Annotated in this window: 13 protein-coding genes; 5 read left to right on the top strand and 8 right to left on the bottom strand. The window is 71.3% G+C overall.

All coding sequences use genetic code 11. The features are described 5' to 3' along the window. Window positions 1-109: 109 nt before the first annotated feature. Window positions 110-2,956: a serine hydrolase gene (locus ACFU9P_RS24195; RefSeq protein ID WP_384084291.1), complete on the bottom strand. Its 2,847-nt coding sequence runs from the start codon at window positions 2,954-2,956 to the stop codon at window positions 110-112. Window positions 2,957-3,159: 203 nt separating this feature from the next. Here ACFU9P_RS24195 and ACFU9P_RS24190 point away from each other — a divergent pair, with 203 nt between their 5' ends. The 4 genes from ACFU9P_RS24190 to ACFU9P_RS24175 all read left to right on the top strand — a co-directional run bounded on the left by ACFU9P_RS24190 (window position 3,160) and on the right by ACFU9P_RS24175 (window position 7,833). Next, window positions 3,160-3,900: a GPP34 family phosphoprotein gene (locus ACFU9P_RS24190; protein WP_217308183.1), complete on the top strand. Its 741-nt coding sequence runs from the start codon at window positions 3,160-3,162 to the stop codon at window positions 3,898-3,900. Between the two features lie 549 nt (window positions 3,901-4,449). Further along, window positions 4,450-5,307 (top strand): helix-turn-helix domain-containing protein, encoded by an 858-nt coding sequence (locus ACFU9P_RS24185; RefSeq protein WP_376377529.1) that lies wholly within the window; start codon window positions 4,450-4,452, stop codon window positions 5,305-5,307. A gap of 239 nt (window positions 5,308-5,546) precedes the next feature. Further along, window positions 5,547-5,756, top strand: coding sequence for a DUF397 domain-containing protein (locus ACFU9P_RS24180; protein WP_384084287.1), 210 nt, complete (start codon window positions 5,547-5,549; stop codon window positions 5,754-5,756). A 484-nt stretch (window positions 5,757-6,240) separates the two neighbouring features. After that, a complete protein-coding gene (locus ACFU9P_RS24175) occupies window positions 6,241-7,833 on the top strand; it encodes a sodium:solute symporter family protein (RefSeq protein WP_376377525.1) in 1,593 nt (530 codons plus the stop codon). A 212-nt stretch (window positions 7,834-8,045) separates the two neighbouring features. Here the strand turns inward: ACFU9P_RS24175 and ACFU9P_RS24170 are convergent, their stop codons facing one another. From ACFU9P_RS24170 to ACFU9P_RS24155, 4 genes are all read right to left on the bottom strand, one after another. After that, window positions 8,046-9,161, bottom strand: a complete 1,116-nt coding sequence (locus tag ACFU9P_RS24170) for an ADP-ribosylglycohydrolase family protein (RefSeq protein WP_384084283.1) — start codon at window positions 9,159-9,161, stop codon at window positions 8,046-8,048. Between the two features lie 278 nt (window positions 9,162-9,439). Then, window positions 9,440-11,947, bottom strand: coding sequence for a tetratricopeptide repeat protein (locus tag ACFU9P_RS24165; RefSeq protein WP_384084280.1), 2,508 nt, complete (start codon window positions 11,945-11,947; stop codon window positions 9,440-9,442). Between the two features lie 99 nt (window positions 11,948-12,046). Further along, window positions 12,047-14,887: a bifunctional FO biosynthesis protein CofGH gene (locus tag ACFU9P_RS24160; protein ID WP_384084277.1), complete on the bottom strand. Its 2,841-nt coding sequence runs from the start codon at window positions 14,885-14,887 to the stop codon at window positions 12,047-12,049. Window positions 14,888-14,970: 83 nt separating this feature from the next. After that, on the bottom strand, window positions 14,971-15,801 hold the full coding sequence (locus tag ACFU9P_RS24155; protein ID WP_384084771.1) for an LLM class F420-dependent oxidoreductase: 831 nt from the start codon (window positions 15,799-15,801) through the stop codon (window positions 14,971-14,973). Window positions 15,802-16,171: 370 nt separating this feature from the next. Between ACFU9P_RS24155 and ACFU9P_RS24150 the strand changes: the two genes are divergently transcribed. Further along, complete coding sequence (locus ACFU9P_RS24150; protein WP_384084768.1) at window positions 16,172-17,647, top strand: CehA/McbA family metallohydrolase; 1,476 nt, start codon at window positions 16,172-16,174, stop codon at window positions 17,645-17,647. Between the two features lie 38 nt (window positions 17,648-17,685). On the opposite strand, the gene ACFU9P_RS24145 is transcribed toward ACFU9P_RS24150, so the two are convergent. The 3 genes from ACFU9P_RS24145 to ACFU9P_RS24135 form a co-directional block, all read right to left on the bottom strand. Continuing rightward, a complete protein-coding gene (locus ACFU9P_RS24145; protein ID WP_384084274.1) occupies window positions 17,686-18,888 on the bottom strand; it encodes a WxL protein peptidoglycan domain-containing protein in 1,203 nt (400 codons plus the stop codon). Between the two features lie 73 nt (window positions 18,889-18,961). Continuing rightward, entirely contained in the window at window positions 18,962-20,938 is a 1,977-nt protein-coding gene (locus tag ACFU9P_RS24140) for a fibronectin type III domain-containing protein (protein WP_376377518.1), read from the bottom strand. A 138-nt stretch (window positions 20,939-21,076) separates the two neighbouring features. Continuing rightward, window positions 21,077-21,498, bottom strand: a 422-nt coding sequence (locus ACFU9P_RS24135) for a HupE/UreJ family protein (protein WP_384084270.1), incomplete at its 5' end; no start/stop codon positions are given.

Raw genomic sequence — 21,498 nt, 5'->3', positions numbered from 1 at the left:
TGGCTCGGCCGGACCGGTCCGGCCGGAGCAGCCGACGCGGGCCGAAGGGTCCGTCCGGGGCCGGCCGTGGAGCCGCTCGCCCCGGACCCGGCCCCGGACCCGCACCCGCTCAGCCCACGCGCGTCAGCCTCGCGCCGAAGCCCGGTTCCGCCAGGGCCCGCTGGAGCGCGACCGGGGTGGAGACCTTGCCCGCACCCGTACCGATGGTCAGTTCGCCGACCACCGTGCCCGCCTCCGCCGTGTGCGGAACCTCGCGCCCGGCACCCGCGCCCAGGTTCAGCTTCACATCGAGCCCGGCCCAGCCGACCGCCCTGAGCTCCTTCGTCGCCACGACCGGGGTCCGGCCGCCGAGGCCGTCGTCCACGTACCCGACGACCTCGCCCTTCTTGACGACCCCGGCGGAGGTGACGCCCTCCTGCGCGGCCTTGATCACCTTGAGGCTGTTGTCGATCGAGAGCTGAAGCTTGTCGTCCAGGGTCGTGCCCTGCTGCGCGCCCATGACCGCGCCGATGATCCGGCGGTTCTTGCCGTCGACGACGGTGTTCGCGGACCAGAGCAGATTGCCTCCGGCCGGGGTGGACGAACCGGTCTTGATTCCGCTCACGCCCGGCTCCAGCAGGATCCGGTTGTTGTTGTAGATCATCGGCTCGACGCCCGGGATCTTTATCTGCGGGGTGTTGACGATCTCGCGGAACACCTCGTTCTGCATGACCGCCTTGCCGAGTTCGATCTGGTCGGCGGCGGTGGACACGGTGGTGGCCTGGAGGCCGCTCGGGTCCGTGTACGTCGTGTCGGTCATGCCGAGTTCCTGGGCGGCGGCGTTCATCTTCTTGACGAACGCCTCCTCGGTCGTGGAGTCCCAGCGGGCGAGCAGGCGCGCGGCGTTGTTGCCCGAGGGGATCATGAGGAGCTGAAGCATCTGCTTCAGGGTGAACTGCTCGCCCTCCTCTATGGGCGCCGTCGACTCGTCGGGACGGTTGGACTCCTCGCCGGCCTGTTTGTCGACGGTGATCTGCGGGCCGACCTGGTCGCCGCTGATGGGGTGGTCCTTGAGGATCACGTACGCGGTCATCGTCTTGGCGACGCTGGCGATGGGGGCGGGCTTCTGCTCGCCGTACATGCCGACGGTCCCGACGCCCTCGACCACGACGCCGCCCTGCCCCTCGTTCGGCCACGGCAGGTCGAGTTCGCCGCCCTCGAAGGTGTACGTGGGGTCGGCGGACAGCGCGAGCCGGGGGGCGGGGAGGGGGCGCAGGGACTGTACGACGCCGAAGACGATCAGCAGGAGCAGAACCAGCGGGGTCCAGATCTTGACGCGCCGGACGACGGTACGGACGGGGGTCTCGGGCGGCGGCGGGGTGTTCGTCAGCTCGGCGAGCAGATCGAGCGGCGGCAGCGGCGGCATGGGCTGCTGCCGGGTCCGCTCGGCGTCGGGCTGGGAGGAGTCGGGCTGCGACGGGTCGGGCCGGAGCGGGTCGGGCCGCAGCGGTACGAAGGTGCTCGCGGGCTCGCGGGGCAGCTTGAGGGAGGTGGTCGGCTGATCGATCCGCGGCGGCCGCGTGGTGAGGACGGCGGTGGGCTGATCGATCCCGTCACGGGCCCAGGCGGGGCCTGGCCGCGTGTCGGCGGGTGCGTCTTTGGCGGGCGCGTCCTTGGCGGGCGCGGGGGCGCTGCCTTCGGCCGGCCCGTCAGCGGCACGGCCCTGGGCGCCCTCGCCCTCGCCCTGCTGGGCGGTGCCCGCGGAGGCGGAACTGCCCGGAGCGTTCCCGTCGCTCCGCGCCGGACCATCGGCGGAGCCCTGCCGGGCACCGTCCCGGGCAGCCTCGCCGCCACGAGAATCGCCAACAGGGGCGCCGCCACGCCCGGAGTCACCGGACTCCGGCCCGGGCTTCCGGGCCGCACCCGAAGACGCCGACTCGCCCCCGCGCACGGCGTCCCCGGACTCCGCGCCACCTTGCGCCGGGGCCTCGGCTCGCCCTTCCTCGCCACCAGGCGACGAAGCGCCAGGACGAGCCGTACCCGTACCGGAGCCATCGCCCCGCACAGCGCCCGCCGAGGCAGAGCCCCGGCCCTCCTCGCCGACACGGCCGGAGCCATCCCGCACGCTTCCGTCGACAGAGCCCGCGTCCGCCTCGCCAGGCCGGGCAGCCGCAGTCGCGGCGGAGCCGCCTTCAGCGGTCTCGCCTCCGCGAGCCGTGTCTGTGGGCGCGGGCTTGCCCGCTGCCGGGACATCGCGCCCCGCCTCGTCGCGGCGCGACGGAACGCCCGCGCGGGCTACGCCCGTACCCCCCTGCCGGGCCGAACCCTCCGAGCCCGTACGGCTGGAGTCATCGGACTCCCGGTCAGCCACAGAGACGGCGGCGCCCTGGGCAGCCCCGTCGCCGGCGCGGCCGGAACCGACGGGCTCGGCGCCGCCCGCCCGGGTCCCATCCGCACGCGCGGCCTCGCCCCGCGTGCCCTGTTCGTCGCTGCGCGACGGGGTGCCGGCGCGAGCGGCACCCGTAGCGGAGTTGCCCAACTCCGGGCCATCGGTACGGGCAAGGCCCGCACGGCCGGAGCCGTCGGGCTCCACGGCCGCAGGCGCGGTGCCACCCCGAGCGGCCGCGTCGCCCCGCGCCGCGCCCGTAGCCGAGTCGCCGGACTCCGAAGCACCGGCCCGGGCCTCGTCGGCCGGCGGCTCCGAGCCACTCGCACGGGTTCCCGTCGTACCGCCATCCGGCCTCACCGGAGCCGTGACCGGCCGGTCCGGGGTCAAGGTCAGGGTTCGGTCCGCGGGTGTGCGATTTGCGGTTGCTACGGGTGAGGACGGGCGGTCCTGGGGCGGATCTCGGAAGACCGCGAGCCGCGGGTCGCGTTCGCCCGGAGTCGTGTCCCCCGTCTCCCCCGACCCCGACGGGTTCCGCTGCTCCGACTTGCCGGGGGACTCGCCCGCCACCGTGTCTCCTTCATGTCTCATCCGACATACCGCCGACGTACCGCGCTGTCCGAACACCGTCCGAACGCTGTCCGAACCATCATCAGTGTCCTGCTCTGGGACCACGCTCCCCGGGCAAGACGAGAACGACATACATAACGGTTCCCGCACAAAGCACCCAGGCGCTCTCGACAGACCAATGTGAGAGGGGTCACCCTGTCATTCATCCACGCGGGGAGGCATGGATGGGCAGGAGCCGCAGAACAATTCCGGAGGAGCTTCTGCTGCTCGCTCTGGACCCGGCCACGGGTACCACAGCGCAGCCGCAGTCGCTCGACCTCGGCCTGGCCGGAGCACAGCTAGTAGAGCTGGCTCTGGCAGGACGGATAGCCCCTGACGGGGATCGTATCGCCGTGGTGATGCCACGGCCGACCGGAGATCCGACTCTGGACTCCGCGCTGGAACTGCTGCGCAGGCGCGGCAGCCCGGTTCGGGCCGTCCACTGGATTGGCGGGCCCCGGCTGGGGCTGCGCCAGACCTATCTCTCGCATCTGGAGCGGTGCGGCATGGTGCATGCCGTGGCGGGCCAGATGTGCGGGGTGCTGCCGACGACGCGCTACCAGGCGACGGAGACGGCGATCAGCCGGGAGATCAGGGCCCGGCTGGACAGTGCGATCCGCACCGGCGTACCACCGGACCCGCGGACCGCGGCGCTCGCCGCACTGGCCCACGCGGTCGGACTCGGCAAGCACCTGTACCCGGGTAACGAGGGGCGCTCGTCGCGCTCCCGGCTCCGGGACCTGATCAGGCACGACCCGATGGGCGGCCTGGTGGCGCACGCCGTGATGGACGTCCAGAACGGCGTGGGCGCGCAGCAGCGCCGCAACCCCGCTCAGGGTGCCCCACCCAGCGCCCCGGGCGGCCGGCCGTCGGCCGTACCGTCGCAGCCGAACCGCGGGAAAATGGCTCGCGTCGCGGCGCACTGAGTGCGCTTCACGCAGCCTGAGTGCGCTTGACGCAGCGCATGAGGCGTACAGCAGCGCATGAGCCGTACAACCGAACAACCGAAGAAGCACCGCCGCTACAACGTCGCACCGACGTCCCCAGAGCCGGTTCGGGAGCCGCAAGAGACGCGCGGGGCAGCCTGTTCTCAACGGGCTGCCCCGCGCGCCGCGTTCCGGCCCCGCCCCATCCGGCGGTACGTACGGCCCCACAGCGCGCGCCGAAGCCCCCTGCGCGCCGCCGGGGCCTCGCCGCACCCCGCCCGCTTGTAGCGCCCCCGTAGCCGTCCCGTAGCGGCCTCATGACGGGCCCGTGACAGGTCCGTGACAGTCCTGGCCGGGAAACCGCACCCTCGCCCCCGGCCCCGGGCCGGGCCCGGCGCCACCCACGCACGCTCGAAGGCGCACACCGGCGCACGCACCACCGTCGCCGCTGTCCGCCACTGTCGCCATTTCCCAGCGCAGTTGGGACCTTTGGTGGCAGTCTGCTGAGCAGTAGATACGTACGGCTACCCAGTCGGAGGTGCAGTTTCCGTGGCGTCCAACGTCAACCCCACCGTCAGGCGACGCCGATTGGGCCAGGAGTTGCGCCGGCTCCGGGAGATCAAGGGCATGACGGCGGAGGAGGTGGCGGAGCGCCTGCTGGTCTCCCAGTCGAAGATCAGCCGCCTGGAGAACGGCCGCCGTTCCATCAGCCAGCGCGATGTCCGCGACCTCTGCGGGGTGTACGAGGTCGAGGACCACCGCATCGTCGACTCGCTGATGCAAATGGCCAAGGACTCCCGTCAGCAGGGCTGGTGGCACGCCTTCGGCGACATCCCGTACAGCGTCTACATCGGTCTGGAGACCGACGCCGCCTCGCTCCGGGTCTTCGAACCGCAGGTGGTCCCCGGACTGCTCCAGACCCGCGCCTACGCGGAGGCGCTGATCAACGGCGCGCTGCCGGAGTCCGCCGCGCCCGATGTCGAGAAGCGCGTGGGCGTACGGATCAGGCGCCAGGACCGCATCAACTCCCCCGAGAACCCGCTCCGTCTCTGGGCCGTGGTCGACGAGTCCGCGCTGCGCCGGGCCGTCGGCGGGCGGCAGCTCATGCGGGAGCAGCTGGAGCATCTCGTCGAGCAGTCACAGCTTCCCCATGTGACCGTGCAGGTACTGCCGTTCGACATGGGAGCGCACCCCGGGATCAGCGGGCATTACGCGATTCTCGAATTCCCGGACGCCGCGGACTCCAGCGTGGTCTATATCGAGGGCGTGACCAGCGATCTCTATCTGGAGAAGGCGAATGATGTACAGCGGTACAGCGTGATGTACGAGCATCTTCGCGCCCAGGCCCTGAATGTCGACCAGACCCGGCAGTTCATCGCGAATATCGCCAAGGAATACGCCCGCTGAGCCCTCCTGAGCCACCCGAGCCACCTGACTCACACAGCCACCACCGCGACGCCGCTGAGCCGACCGCGCCCGGGGAGAGGGCACCGTACACCTCAACCGCCGTGGCGCGTAAGGCTCCAGCAATAGAAGCCATCAGGACGAGTGAAGGGCTGTCCCGCCCATCGAGTGAGGCGAGTAGCGTCGATCATGCCAGCAAGACGTTGGCGCGATGTCCCACCACTCGGTGAACCGGAGCGAACATGGCAATTCTTCACGGCGCTACGGACGCGTGGACCAAGTCCTCGTACTCCGGCGGAAACGGCGCGTGCGTAGAGGTCAGGTCCCCCGTCGTCCAGTCCATTGCCGTCCGGGACTCGAAGGCGCCCGAGGGCCCCTCGATCTCCTTCGTCCCCACGTCATGGAATGCCTTCGTACAGGAAATGAACAAGGGCGCCTTCGACCTCGACTGAGGTCGCTCGACGCCCTGCCTCCGCACCACTGATAGAGCCCTCTCGACCGGTCCGCCGTCCTGGCCGAGGGGGCTCGGCCATGCCCGGACACCCCTGACACGCAGACCGACTGGTACGCAGACCGACCACCCACCACCCTTCCCGACCGCAAGGGACCCGCATCCCGTGCGGTCGCTGCTGTTTTACGCGTGTGCTTCGCGCGTACACGGACTCTGGTGCACGCGTGTACACGGACTCTGACGAAGTGCTCGCTCATCGTGTGGTCGTCGTCACGTTCACGACAACGCCCCCGAAGGTCAAGAACACGTAAAATCGTTCTGCTTTCTGATCCCGGTTCACACTTATGACCGGAGAGGCTCTTGACCGCCCGCCGCGCCAGGCGGTTCAATCCCCGAAGTCCCCGCTCCCGCACGGGGGCGCCGCTGACCGGACGTACTGACGAAGAGCACCGATCGTTCACAAGGCGGACCCCTGGAGGGGGCACATGAACAGCCTCGACTGGATCGTGCTCATCGCATACTTCGGTGTGATGGTCGCGATCGGCCTCTGGTCGCACAAGCGCGTGGACAATGTCAGCGACTTCTTCACCGCCGGCGGCAAGATGCCCTGGTGGCTGTCGGGCATCTCGCACCACATGTCCGGCTACAGCGCGGTGATGTTCACCGGGTACGCGGGCATCGCGTACACCTTCGGTGTCACCTCGTTCGTGACCTGGTCGCTGCCGATCGCCATCGGCATCGGGATCGGCGCGAAACTCTTCGCGCCCCGGCTCAACCGGCTGCGCTCCCGGCTCCATGTCGCGTCCCCGCTGGAGTACTTGAAGAACCGGTACGACCTGAAGACCCAGCAGGCCCTCGCCTGGTCCGGGCTGCTGCTGAAGATCGTGGACGTGGGCGCCAAGTGGGCCGCCATCGCCACCCTGCTCTCCGTCTTCACCGGGATCTCCCTCAACCAGGGCATCCTCATCACCGGTGTCATCACGGGCATTTACTGCACGGTCGGCGGGCTGTGGGCCGATGCCCTCACCGAGCTGGGCCAGTTCATCATCCAGCTCTTCGCCGGGATCGCGATGCTCGTCGCCGTCATGGGCGAACTGGGCGGCTTCAGCGCGCTGTGGACGGTCTGGGACAAGCTGCCCGAGGGGCATGCCGAGCCGACGGCCGGACCGTACACCGTCACATTCCTGCTCGCGTTCCTCTTCATCAAGACCTTCGAGTACAACGGCGGCATGTGGAACCAGGCGCAGCGCTACATGGCCACCGCCAGCGCCCGCGAGGCCACCCGCTCGGCCCGGCTCTCCGCGGTGCTCTGGCTGGTCTGGCCGCTGGTCCTGTTCTTCCCGATGTGGTGCGCGCCGCTGCTGGTCGAGGCGCAGAAGCCGGACGCGTCCGACTCGTACGCCCTGATGACCGAACAGCTCCTGCCGCACGGTCTGCTGGGCCTGGTCATCGTCGGCTTCTTCTCGCACACCATGGCGATGTGCTCGTCGGACGCCAACGCCATCGCCGCGGTCTTCACCCGGGACATCGCGCCGACCCTGTCCAAGGCGGCGCGCGGCTGGTCGGAGCGGGCGGGGCTGCTGGCGGCCCGGCTGTCGACGATCGCGTTCCTGGCGCTGTCGATGGGGATCGCCACCCAGGTCAACTCGCCGACGTTCAAGGACATCATCACCGTCGTCATCAAGTGGGTGGCCGGTCTGATGGGCCCGATCGCGATCCCGTTCATGCTCGGCCTGCTCAAGCCGTTCCGGAGGTCGGGCCCGACGGCGGCGCTGACGAGCTGGGCCATGGGGCTGCTGGCGTTCTGGCTGGTCAACTACCCGATCAACTGGAATGTCGAGGGCGGGGTCCCGCTCCAGTACCAGGTCTCGGTGCCGCTCGCGGTCTCGCTGGTGCTGTACATCGTGATCGGCTTCGTGAAGCCGGAGCCCTCGGAGGACCGCGATGTGCTGCTGGCGCGGATCAACGGCGAAGGCGACGGGGACGGTTCGGGTCTGACGGCGGCGTCGCTGCGGGTGCCGGCGCAGGCGGGTCCGGCGGACGAGAAGCTTCCGGGACGGAAGGACGCTGACGGCTGAGGAGCCGTAGCGGTACGGGTCGGTACGGAGCGGTGTACGGGCGTACGGGTGCGGTGCCGGCCTGTGCGCCCGTACGGCTGTGTCGGTACGGGTGTGCCTGTGCGGGTGCGCCGGTACGGGTGTGCCTGCGCGGGCGTGCCGGTACGGCCGTACGGCTGCGCTTGTACGGGCCGTGAGCGCGGCCCTCGTGTCGCCCGTGCCGTACGCCCGTATCAGCCGCGCGGGTAGCGGGTCAGCCAGCCCGAGGCCGCGACCCCCGGGCTGTGCAGCGCGGGCCCCTGGGTCATCTCCATCGCGAAGTCGTCGGCGATTTCGAGCAGCGTGGGCCTGCCCTCCAGTTCGGCCAGCCAGGCCGGCGGCAGCGCCGTCTCGCCGTGGTGCGCGCCGAGCAGCGAGCCGCAGAGGGTGGCGGTGGTGCCGGACGGGCCGTCGTGGTTGACGGCGAGCCGCAGGCCGTGGCGGATGTCCTCGCTCACCAGCGCGCAGTAGACGGCCACGGCCAGCGCGTCCTCGGCGGCGTGGCCCTCGCCGAGCGCGGCGATCCGCCCGGGGCCGGGAATCCCCTGCCGTACCGCGCCGAGCGCCTGTTGAAGCGCTTCCGTCACGGGCTGGTGCCCGGGACGCGCGGCGAGCAGGGCGAGGGCGCGCTGCACACCCGCGTCGAGACTCTCGGCGCGGGCGAGCGCGTGCACGATCACCGCGAAGGCGCCCGCCGCGAGATACGCGCTCGGATGCCCGTGCGTCTGGGCCGCGCACTCCACGGCGAGCTGGCAGACGAGCTGCGGCTCCCAGCCGACCAGCAGCCCGAACGGCGCGGACCGCACCACCGCGCCCGCGTCCCGCGCGGTGGGGTTCTTGGGCTTGTCGAGCGTGCCCATGATCTCGTCGCCGAAGCCCATCAGACAGGACCGGGCCGGGTCGCGGCGCGCGTACAGCCACTCCTCCTGGGCGAGCCAGCCGTTGTCCTTGCGCCGCAGATCGGGCCCCCAGTCGCGCTGGGTCGCCGCCCAGCGCAGATGGGCCCGGTGCACATCGGTCGGCGGATGCCAGGCACCGGTGTCCCTGCGGACCTGGGCGCGGATCAGCCCGTCGACGGTGAAGAGGGTGAGCTGTGTGGCGGCGGTGACGGCGCCCCGGCGGCCGTACGCGGGAACGAAGTCGGTGACGGCCTCCGGGCCGTGCGCGGCCCTGATCTCCTCCAGGCCGAGCCCCGAGACCCCCGCCCCGAGCGCGTCCCCGATGGCCCCGCCCAGCAGACAGCCCCGGACTCTGCTGCGGAAGTCCTGTTGCTCGGCACGGCCCCAGACGGCCCCGGACGGTGTGCTCACGAGCCCTCCCTCCCCATGAGCCTCGCAGCGACTCCGCAGACTGCCTCCGCAGACTGCGCAGCACTGTAGTCGAACGGGAACAGGGAGTTGAGGGTGTACGAGGGATCATGGCCGGTATGGGACCGGTCGTCCACGGACGGGCCTGCGGCGGTCGCGCGGGCGGCTGGGGCTTCAGCGGTTGCCCGGGGCGGCTGGGGCTTCAGCGGTCGGCGGCACCCCCACCTCGGGCAGTCGGCCCGGGAGCCGCGCGCCTCGGGCGGTCGCCCCGGAGGCTACGGCTACGTACCGCTGCCCGCCCCCACGCCCGTACCGCTCGTACCGCTTCCCGAACCGCCGCCCGTGCCGTCACTCGCGTCGCCACCCGCGGCGCCCGTCTCCGCCAGCAGCTCATCCCTCCGGGCGCGGGCCCAGGCGTATCCCGGTCTCAGTTCCAGCGCCCGGTTCAGGTCGGCCAGTGCCTCCGCCGTTCTGCCCAGGGCCTTCAGTGCCATGGCGCGGCTGCCCAGGGCCCAGGTGTACGAGGGGTCGAGGGCCAGTGCGCGGGTGAACTCGGCCACCGCCTCCTCGTACCGCCCCGCCCATCGGTACACCTCGCCCCGCTGCCCCGGCACCTGTGCCGTCTCCGGTTCCAGCCTCTCCGCCCTGCCCAGATCGGCCAGCGCGCCCGCGGTGTCGCCGAGCCGGCCTCGGATATGGGCCCGGCGGCGCAGCGCCCAGGTGTAGTCGCTCCGCAGCTCGATGGCCCGGTCCAGGTCCTGGAGGGCCTCGCGCTCCCAGCTCTCGCCCTCGCGAGTCTCCTGCCCCAGGCCCTGCTGGAACTTGACCTGTCCCCGGCTGCCCAGGATCACCGGGTCGCGCGGGTCGCGGGCGTGGGCACGGTCCAGTTCGGCGACGGCCTCTTCGTACCGGCCCGCCCTGCGGTACGTCTCCCCGCGCTCGCGCGGCACCCACGCCGTCCCGGGCACCAGTTCCTCGGCACGGTCCAGATCGGCCAGGGCGCGGGTGAAGTCGTCCAGCGCCCGGAGGAGGACCGCGCGGCCGTGGTACGCGGGCACATGCGCGGGACCGAGTGCGAGCGCCCGGCCGTAGTCCGCGAGGGCCTCTTCGTGTGCGTCGGCGCGGAAGTGGTTCCAGCCACGGGCGGTGTACGCGGCGGTCCTGTCGGCCTCGGTCAGCTCGGGCCGGGCGAGCAGGAGCCCCAATACGTCAATGGCGTAACGCCGTTCGTCCGCGAGCGCCGCGAGGCACTCCGCGCCCCACGCTCCGAGCTGCTCGGAACCGCTGTCCCGGCCCGCGTCGGCGAGCATCCGCGCCCAGTGGCGTACCGGTACAGGACTCAGCCGGCAAGCCGCGATCCCGTCGCGCAGCACCTCGGGCAGGGCGGCGCGCGGCCGGGCGCAGAGCTGGTGGTACGACTCCTCAAGGCGCGGCTCGCGCCAGCTCTCCTCGGCCCACCGCTGGTCGGCGCCGATGTCCCCGTACGGCTCCAGCCCCTCCTCGGCCGCCGCGCGTTCGCGCGCGAACGCCTCGGCCAGCCGGGTGTGGGCGTCCGTCCACTTCCGCGGGGAGGCGGTCCGTTGCAGCCGCAGCATCGGGTCGCGTACGACATCGTGGTACTGCGCCGCCCGGCCGCCGGAGCGTCCGCTGACGAACGGCAGAGTGCGGAGCCAGCCGAAGAGCCCAGCCGAATCCTCGCCCGCACCCGGGGACCGCTCGCCGACCGCCGCCCGCAGGATGTCCTCGTTCAGCCGGCGCGGCAGTGCGCAGGCGAGCGCCACCGCCCGGCGCGCCGGGTCGCGCTCCCACTTGAGGAAGCGCTCCACGGCCGTCGCGCTGGGATCGTCCAGATCGCCTGAGCCGTCGGGCCGGTTGGTGGCGAGCGTGGACACCAGCACCGGGAGCCGACCTGAGAGCCGCAGCACATCCCGTACGACCGGCTCGTCGACCACGCCCTTGTCGGCGAGCAGCCGCCGCGCCTCGCTCTCGGTGAAGGGCGCAAGCGGCAGATCCGTGACCACATCCGCGTAGTCGCCCCAGTGGCCGGGGTCGAGCCCGCGCTGTCCGGCGAGGGTGATGACGACATGGTCGGGCAGCGCGCCGTACCGCTCGGTGATGACCAGATCGCGCAGCCACTCGTCGAGGAACGGCGCGGTGCGTTCGTATGTGTCGAAGAACAGCGCGATCCACGGGACTTCGGCGCCGACTCGCCGTATCTCCGATACCAGTACGGGCGTGAGCACCTGGAGCGGCGACAGCACCAGCCGTACGTCCTCCTGGCTGCGCAGCCGCGCACTGAGCGCGGCCCGTAACCGGTCGGCGCCCTCCGCCACCTGCCCCGGATCGACCATCCCGGCGAACGCGCCGACCCCCGGCACCAACCCCAGCCCGGCAAGACCGGCCGTGGCGACGGCCCGCGAACCAGCCGACGGCCCGCCCTGCGAACCGGCCCCTCCCCCAGCCGGGTCGGCCGTCACCGCCGCCGACTCCGCCTCGAACTGCCGCTGCCGGTACGTCGCCAGTGCCCGGTCCAGCGCCTTCAGCGGTCTGCCCTGCCGCCCGAACTGCTCACTGACCGCGGCCATCACCTCCGGCACCCCGGCCACGGCCTCATCCGTATACGCGGTCAGCGCCCCGCGCTCCCGCGCGACCTCCTCCAGCTCCCGTACCAGCGAGGTCTTCCCGACCCCGGCGTTCCCCCGCACATGGAACACGAACCGGTGCCGGTCGTCGTCCGGCGGAGTGTCGAAGTTCCCCCGGAACAGCGCGAGCTCCTCCCGCCGCCCCACAAACCCACCCCGCCGCCGACGCCGGATGCGCTCCTGCATGGACGGGCGTGCCGCGCCGCTCACCTCAGACCTCACCCCCCGCGCCACCCACGCCGGATCTCACTCCCCCGCACCGAGCAGCGGCACCACCGGCAGTCCGCCGTTTCCGCCCCCGTCCCCGTCCCCAGCACCGGCCCCAGCCCCCAGCACCGGCAGCAGTTCCGGCAGATGGCCGTCCGAGGCCGTGGCCGTCCTGATGCGCTCCTCCGGGACCTCGCCGTACAGCGTCGTGCGCGGCTTCGCCGGGCGGCCCGCCGCTTCGGCGATGGCCACCAGGTCCTTGACCGAGCGGTACGAGCCGTAACTGGAGCCCGCCATGCGGGAGATGGTCTCCTCCATCAGGGTGCCGCCGAGGTCGTTGGCGCCGGAGCGGAGCATTTCCGCCGCGCCTTCCGTGCCCAGTTTCACCCAGCTCGTCTGGATGTTGGTGATGTGGGGGTGGAGCAGGAGACGCGCCATGGCCATCACTGCGCGGTTGTCGCGGTCCGTCGGGCCGGGGCGGGCGATGCCGGCCAGATAGACGGGGGCGTTGGTGTGGATGAAGGGGAGCGTCACGAACTCGGTGAAGCCGCCCGTCTCCTGCTGGATGCGGGCCAGCGTACGGAAGTGGCCCAGCCAGTGGCGGGGCTGGTCGACATGCCCGTACATCATCGTGGAGCTGGAGCGGATGCCCAGCTCATGGGCGGTCTTGACGACCTCGATCCAGGTCGCCGCGGGGAGCTTGCCCTTGGTGAGGATCCAGCGGACCTCGTCGTCGAGGATCTCCGCCGCGGTGCCCGGGATCGAGTCGAGTCCCGCTTCCTTGGCGGCCGTCAGCCACTCGCGGATCGACAGGCCGGTGCGCGACGCGCCGTTGACGATCTCCATCGGCGAGAACGCGTGGACGTGCATCCCCGGGACGCGCTTCTTCACGGCGCGGGCGATGTCGAAGTACGCCGTACCGGGCAGGTCCGGGTGGATACCGCCCTGCATGCACACCTCCACCGCGCCCACCTCCCACGCCTGCTGCGCCCGGTCGGCGACCTGGTCGATGGAGAGCGTGTACGCGTCGGCGTCCGTGCGGCGCTGGGCGAAGGCGCAGAAGCGGCAGCCGGTGTAGCAGACATTGGTGAAGTTGATGTTGCGCGTGACGATGTACGTGACGTCGTCGCCGACCATGTCGCGGCGCAGCTCGTCCGCGATCCGGGTCAGCGCGTCCAGCGCGGGCCCCTCCGCGTGGAGCAGCGCGAGCGCCTCGGCGTCGGTGAGCTTCGTCGGGTCGTCGGCGGCTTGCGCGAGGGCCGTCCGTACGTCCGTGTCGATACGGGACGGCACCATGCCCGGCGCCGCCGCCTCGCGCAGCGCCTCCCAGTCGCCGTACACCTCGTCGAAGTCGTCACGGCGGTCGGCGGTGCGGCCCTCGGTGTCGATGGTGCGGTGCAGATCGGTCCGGCCGGTCGCGGTGAACCCCTCGTCCGGCTCCTGCCAGGGCAGCCCCGTCGGGTTCACTTCACGGGCGAGACCGGTCTCCGGGTCCGCCAGCGCCCGTACGTGCGGCAGCAGCCGGGGGTCGAGCCAGGGCTCGCCGCGCTGGATGAACTCCGGGTAGATCGTGAGCCGTTCGCGCAGCTCGAAGCCGGACTCGGCGGTCTTCGCGGCCAGTTCGTCGATGTGCGGCCAGGGGCGCTCGGGGTTGACATGGTCGGGGGTGAGCGGCGAGACCCCGCCCCAGTCGTCGATGCCCGCGCCGATCAGCAGCGCGTACTCGGCGTCCACGAGATTGGGCGGGGCCTGGATCCGCGCGGACGGGCCGAGGATGTGCCGCGCCACGGCGATGGCCGCCGCCAGCTCCTCCAGCTCGGCGTCGGGCATGCCGCGCATCGCCGTGTCCGGCTTGGCGCGGAAGTTCTGCACGATGACTTCCTGGACGCCGTGGTACGCCCGCTGGACGCGCCGCAGTTCGAAGAGGGAGTCGGCGCGCTCCTCGTACGACTCCCCGATCCCGATCAGGATCCCGCTGGTGAACGGGACGTTGGAACGGCCCGCGTCCTCCAGCACCCGCAGCCGTACGGCGGGCTCCTTGTCCGGCGAGCCGTGGTGCGGGCCGCCGGGCTCGGACCAGAGGCGGGTCGCGGTGGTCTCCAGCATCATGCCCATGCTGGGCGCGACCGGCTTGAGCCGCTGGAAGTCGGTCCAGGACAGCACGCCGGGGTTGAGGTGCGGCAGCAGGCCGGTCTCCTCCAGCACCCGGATCGCCATGGCCCTGACGTACGCGAGGGTGTCGTCGTACCCCTCGGCCTCCAGCCACTCCCGGGCCTCGGGCCAGCGGTCCTCGGGCTTGTCGCCGAGCGTGAACAGGGCTTCCTTGCAGCCCAGTTCGGCTCCCCTGCGCGCGATCTCCAGGACCTCGTCCGGCGACAGGAACATGCCGTGCCCGGCCCGGCGCAGCTTCCCCGGCACGGTCACGAAGGTGCAGTAGTGGCACTTGTCACGGCACAGCCGGGTCAGCGGGATGAACACCTTGCGGGAGTACGTGATGACCCCGGCCCGCCCGGCCGCCACCAGCCCCGCGTCCCGCACGCGCGCGGCGGACGCGGCGAGATCGCTGAGATCGTCCCCCCGCGCCTGAAGCAGCACGGCGGCCTCGCCGATGTCGAGCGCAACCCCGTCCCGAGCCCGCTTGAGCGCCCGGCGCATGGCATTGGCGGTGGGGCGTGGGGCGGGGGGTGCGTCGTGCTCGGTGGCGTCTTCGGCGGGTCGGCCGTTCGCGTCTTCGACGGGTCGGCCGGTGACCGTTTCGGCGGGTCGGCCGGTTGGTGCGCCGGGTGCGCCGGGTGCGTCGGCGGGTACTTCGGCGGACCGGTCGGCCGACTGTCCCTTGGTCGGCCCGGTCCCGGGGTCCTGCGGCGCGCGCGTCGTCATCCTTTGAGGATACGTTCGAGACCCGGCGTCACCAGGGGACGGGTCGGGACGCCGCCGACGCGGCGACCCGTGGCCACTCCCCGTCAGAGATACTGCGCGTACTCGTCCAGCGCCCGCAGTACCTCCGTCTCGCCCGCCGGCGGCAACTGGAGGACGACCTCCTCGATGCCCAACTCCTCGTAGTACGCCATCTTCCCCGGGGTCGGGCGCACCGAGTACGGCACGATCTGAAGGCTCTCCGGGTCCCGGCCCGCCTTTTCCCAGACCGTACGGAGCACCGGCACCGTCTCCGCGAGGCCCGCGCCGCCGATCGGCAGCCAGCCGTCCGCGTAGCCGGCGATCTGCGCGAAGAGCTTCGGCCCGGCCGCGCCGCCGATCAGGGTGCGGGGCGAGGCACCCCGTACCGGCTTCGGATACGCGTAGCTCGCCCGTACCGAGCCGAACTCCCCTTCGTACGCCGTCGGTTCAGCCGCCCACAGCGCGCGCATCAGCGCGATCCGGTCGCGGGTCAGCTCGCGGCGGGTCGTCCACTCGACGCCGTGGTCCGCGGCCTCCTCCTTGTTCCAGCCGAAGCCGACACCGAGCGTGAAGCGCCCGCCCGAGAGATGGTCGAGGGTCGCGATCTGCTTGGCGAGGTCGATCGGATCGTGCTGTACGACCAGGGTGATACCGGTGCCGAGCCCCAGCCGCTCCGTCACGGCCGCGGCCTGCGCGAGCGCGACGAACGGGTCGAGGCTACGGGTGTACTCGCGCGGCAGGTCGCCGCCGGCCGGGTACGGGGTCGAGCGCTCGACCGGGATATGGGTGTGCTCGGGCAGATACAGACCGGCGAACCCGCGCTGTTCCAGCTCGCGGGCGAGCCGTACGGGCGTGATCGTCTCATCGGTGAGGAAGATCATGGTCGCGATCCGCATGAGGGGCCTTTCCATGGGGGGTGGTTGCGTACGTTGCCGCGTGCGGCGGTTGTGCCGTGGGTGACGCAGGGGCCACCGTAACCGCCACGTCCGGACCGCGGCGCGCTCGCGCGCAACGTCCCCGCCGCGTTTCCGCCACCTGTCAACCCCCGTCCCTTGCGGCCGGGTTCACGGCTCGGTACCAGGGTTCGAATGCACGCATCGTGTGACCACCCGTGTCCCTCTCGGCGCCCTGGGAGCCACCGGCATGTCCAAGGATCACGCAGACGACCACGCAGCCCTCCACGAACTCGACGAACTCCACGACCTCGGCGGCTTCCTCGAAGACGGAGACCACGGGCTCGCCGGACCGGACAGGCGCAGGCTCCTGATGACGGGAGCCGCCGCCGCGCTTACCTTGAGTACCGTGAGCTTCGCGAGCGCGGCACCCGCCCAGGCCGGCGACAGCGACGGACTGACCCGGACCGTGACCGGCACCCTCCCCGCCGGCTCCCCCGACTTCGTCTATCTGCCCGTCGAAGTACCGCGCGGCGTCCGCGAGATCCATGTCTCGTACAGCTACGAGCGGCCCCCGGTCCCGGCCGGCACCCAGGGCAACGCCCTCGACATCGGCATCTTCGACGAACGCGGTACGGCCCTCGGCGGGCGCGGCTTCCGCGGCTGGTCGGGCGGCGCCCGTACGGAGTTCTTCCTGCGCGCCGACGAGGCGACCCCCGGCTACATCCCGGGCCCGGTACGCGCCGGCACCTGGCACATCGCGCTCGGCCCGTACACCGTCGCCCCGCAGGGTCTCGCGTACGAGGTGACCATCACGCTGAAGTTCGGCGCCCCCGGAACCACGCCTCGGCCGGTCCATCCGCCGGAGCGCGCCAAGGGGCGCGGCCGGGCGTGGTACCGGGGCGACTGCCATATCCACTCCGTGCACTCCGACGGCAGGCGCACTCCGGCGGAGATCGCGGCGCTCGCGCGCGCCGCGGGCCTCGATTTCATCAATACGAGTGAACACAACACCCAGTCCGGGCATCGCGCCTGGGCCGGGCTGTGGGGCGATGACCTGCTGATCCTCACCGGCGAGGAGGTCACCACCCGCAACGGGCATGTCCTGGCGATCGGTACGGACCCGGGCACCTTCGTTGACTGGCGTTACCGCGCGCGGGACAACCGGTTCGGCCACTACGTCCGCGAAGTGCACCGCGCGCGGGGTCTGGTCGTACCGGCCCATCCGCACGCCACCTGCATCGGCTGCAACTGGAAGTTCGGGTTCGCCGACGCCGACGCGGTCGAGGTGTGGAACGGCCCGTACACCGTGGACGACGAGGTCTCGCTGGCCGACTGGGACAACACCCTGGTCTCCGCGGCCCGTTCAGGCCGCCCCTGGACCCCGGCCATGGGCAACAGCGACGCCCACCGCGACCCCGACCCCATCGGCACCCCGCAGACGGTGGTCCTCGCCGAGGACCTCACCCGGGACGCGATCCTGGCCGGCATCCGCGCGGGCCGCAGCTACGTGGCCGAGTCCTCGAAGATCTCCCTCACCTTCACCGCGACGGGCGGCCGCGCCCGCCACGCCGACATCGGCGACCGCCTCCGGGTCCCGGCAGACACCCCGGTTACGGTCCACCTGACCGTAACCGGCGCCCCCAACTGCACGGCCCACTTCATCACCGACCAGGGCACCCTCCACACCACCCCCCTCCCGCCCTCGGGCAACGGCACAGCGGAATGGCGGACAACCCCGTCGTACGCAACCTACGTACGAGCAGAAGTCCGCCACCCCCCAGTACTCCCCGGCCTCCCGGGCCCCCTGGCGGCCTTCACCAACCCGATCTTCCTGGGCGACGACTGACGCGGAATCCCACGACCCGGTCGCGCACGCGGCGCCCGTCAGCTCTGCTGTGACTCCTTGTCGCGGAGCGCCCGTTCCACCGCCTGCTGGACCCGGGCTTCCTCCTGCTCCTTGCGGCGGGCCCGGTTGCGGCGGATCAGGAGGAACGTGCCGACTGCCGCCGCGATCAGTACGACGACCAGCGCGAGCAGTGTCCAGGGGACTGCCCAGCCGTGGGTGGTGGACTCGACCGGCTTGAGGGCGGTGGTGGTGCCCGAGGCGTCGGTGAGGAGGGGGGTCAGGGTCACCGTGGCGGCCAGGCTGACCGCGGGCCGCACGCCGTGGACCGGGGCCTTGACCTTCCAGCTCTCGCCCGGCAGCAGTTCCGGCGGCGGGGCGATGGTGCCCGCGTCGGTGCGCAGCCAGCCGAACGGGCCCGAGACCGAGGCCGACTGGCGGGCCGACAGGATCGCGTTGCCGGTGTTGTGGATCGTGTACGTGACGGTGGCGTCGCCCTTCGCGAACGGGTTGGCCGAGCCGTCGTACTCCACACGCAGGTCCTCGACCGCGAGGTTCGGCTTGAGCGCGCCGCTGACCCGCAGCTTGACCTTGATACCGAGGCGCCGGTCCACATTGATGCCCTCGGCGTCGTCGGCCTGCTTCAACGAGGTGAGGATGCCGCCGACGTAGTCGCCGGGCGGGGCGTTGCCCGGGACGCCGACCGTGAAGGGGATCTCCGCGGACTTGCCGGGTGCGATCACGACGCTGCCGCGGCCCGCGTGGACCCAGGCGCCGATGCCGACGGACTTCTTGTCCTGGGTGAGCAGGTCGAGCTGACCGGTGTCGGTCGTGTACCCGTCGGCGGCGTACACCGCGAGTTCGAGCGGGGACTTGCTGTGGTTGGCGACGACCATGGCGTCCTTGAGCTGTCCGCCGGGGTTGACGGTGTAGCTGTAGCTGGACCGGTCGTCGCCGTAGCTGTTCGCGGCCGTCCTGACCGTCCAGGTGACATCGCCGTCGGCCGCCGCAGCGGGGCCCGCGGACAGGCCGGCGATCGCGACGGCCGTGAGCAGGGCCAGGGCGGTGGTACGGACGGCGGTACGGGCGAGGCCGGCGACGGCGGTCCCCCGGCGCGAGCCCGGTGCACTCTCCCGGCGCGGGCGCGGCGCGGAGCCCCGGCCCGGCGCGGCCTCCCGGCGCAGCACGGCCTCCCAGGTCTTCCGGCTCCGTGCGGACTTCCGGCGCAGTACGGACGCGTACATCTCAAGCTTCTCCTGAACGGGAGGCGGGGTAGGGCACCCGAAGGCGCCTACCCCGCCGGTGGAACGGGTGTGATCAGCTGCTCAGCGCAGTGATCGTGAGAGTGGCGCGGTAGCCACCCTTCTGGACGCTGTCCGGGATCTTCAGACCCAGATCGGCACCCAGCTTGGCCGTACCCCGGGCGTGGCCCTGCTCGGCCGAACCGAGGCCGCGCGAGACCGACAGGCCCTGGCCCTGGTCGTCATAGCCGGAAGCGACCGGCAGGCCGGCCTTGGAGCCCGCGCCGTTGACGAGCACGCGCGGCGTCCAGCCCAGGTAGGAGCCGGAGAACGCCTTGTCGGCGTCCTTGAAGTCGCTCACGTTGGCCGAGATCGACCACGGGGCGAGCGAGCGGCGGCTGTCCGAGACGACGATCGGGTTGATCTTGCCGTCCGCCTCGAAGTGGTCGCCGTTGGTCTCCTCGGCGGTGCCGAGGTCCACCAGGCCGTTGTAGCCGTCGATCGTCCAGCCGAACTCGCCCGGAGCGGCGTTCGGCACGTTGACCGCGAGGGCCTGGTCGTCACCGTTGTACGGGTGCACCGTGACCTTGTCGACGATCGAGCCGACCGGCTGGCCCTCGGGGGTGTTGGTGCACGAGAGGCCACGCTCCACGGCCGCGTTCGGGGCCGCGCAGGTGCCGCTCCGTACGTTCTCGACGACGAGCTTGTCGTTGCGCACCTGCACCTTGACGTAGCTGCGGACGTGCTCCTGGTTCTGCACCGAGTTGTACCAGTAGCTGTCCGGGTTCAGCGGGTCCGCACCGTTGCCGGCACCGCTCGTACCGCTGCTGTCCGGCTTCGTGATGTCGTAGTACTTCGAGCCCGAAGCGGAGTTCGCCGTCACGTAGATGACGCCGCCGGGACCCGGGTACACATCGGCGGCACCGGGCTTCTCGTCCGGGTTCGCCTTCGCGCCGTTCTTGATCGCGTAGCTGCGCGAGTAGCTGTGGTCGTGGCCCTGGAGCACCAGGTCGACACCGAGCTTCGAGAACGTCGTCGGGAAGTCCACACGACGGACCTTGTTGTCGTTGTCCTTGGCGTGGTCGGCCGGCGAGTAGATCGAGTGGTGGTAGACGAGCGCCGTCCACTTGGCCTCGGAGCCGTGCTTGTTGATGACGTCGGTCACGTAGTTGATGTGCGCCGCGTCACCGCCGCCGCCCTGGGAGGTGGCGTAGCTGTTGCTGTTGAGGTCGATGAACAGCACATCCTTGTAGATGTACCAGTAGTCACCGCCGGACGTGTTGGACGCCGGGTTCCCGTTGGAGTACAGCGGGGCCGAGCGGTCCGTGTTCGGGGTGGAGAAGTGCTGCTCGTACGCCTTGCCGCCGACGTCGTGGTTGCCGATGGTGGCCGCCCACGGGTACTGACGCAGCTTGTCGGGGGCGAGGAAGGCGTTCCACTGGGTCTCGGTGTTGGCCGTCTCGACCTGGTCACCGCCGGACACCAGGAGTTCGGCGTTCGGGTTGGCCGCCAGCGAGACGTCCAGGGTGTCCTGCCAGCCCGCCTGGTCCTTCGCGACGTCGCCGGACGAACCGATCTGCGGGTCGCCGTAGAACAGGAAGTCGTAGTCGCCTTCGAAGTCCTGCGTCTTGAAGGAGTACGCCGAGGACCAGTTGCCCTCGGAGCCGACGCGGTACGAGTACTGCGTCTTCTCCTTCAGGCCGGTGATCGTGGCGTGGCGGTTGAAGCCGCCGCTGGTGGCGATGTTCGCGCCGCCGGTGGCGTCGAAGGTGGCGGCACCGGCCGGGAACTCGCCGTTGACCAGCTCAGCGGTCGGGGCGACCTGGAGCACCTGCGCCGTGTCGGCGGAGGAGTACCACGTCACCGTGCGCTGCGACTCGTTGGCGCCGACACCGAGGATGATGCCGGTGAGCGCGGCCGGGTCGGCGGCGGACGCCGGGGAGGCCATGCCGCCGCCGAGGGTCACGGCCAGGCTCAGGAATGCCGCTGCGGCCCCGGTGGCCACACGGCGTCGCACAGGACCGAAGGCCTGTGCAGAGGGTCTTGATGTCATCAATTTACGTTCCTTTTACGCACATGGGTGCATGTATTGGGAATCAAAATGTCGCGGCCCCAGGTGAACCGGACACGACTACAGACTTCGGGCCAGTTGAACTTCTGGACTTCACAGACGGCCCACACCTCACGGGGCTCACATTCCGAACACCCGCTGCACGAACCACACCAGGCCCATGGCGGCCACACCCGCGGAGATCGCCCCGGTCGCCCAGAGCCCGGTCCTCGGCGCACGGTGCCGCAGCAGCGCCAGCAGCGGGAAGATCACGGCGATGATCCCCAACTGCACCGCTTCGATACCGACGTTGAACACCAGCAGGGACCACAGCAGGGTCCATGACCACGCCTCGTCGATGCCCAGCGCGCCCGCGAAGCCCAGACCGTGCACCAGGCCGAAGCAGAAGACGACCCCCAGGCGGATCCAGCCCGCGCGGTCCAGTCCGAAGTGACCGCGTCCCACCGCCGCGTCGAGGTCGAGATCGGTGGCGTGGCCGCCGTGCCGCCGGACCCGCCAAAGGTACCAGCCGGCAACCACCGCGATCGACAGCACAAGGAGGA

This window comes from Streptomyces sp. NPDC057617, assembly GCF_042800555.1.
GTDB lineage: Bacteria > Actinomycetota > Actinomycetes > Streptomycetales > Streptomycetaceae > Streptomyces.
This window is presented reverse-complemented; position numbering and strand designations above follow the sequence as displayed.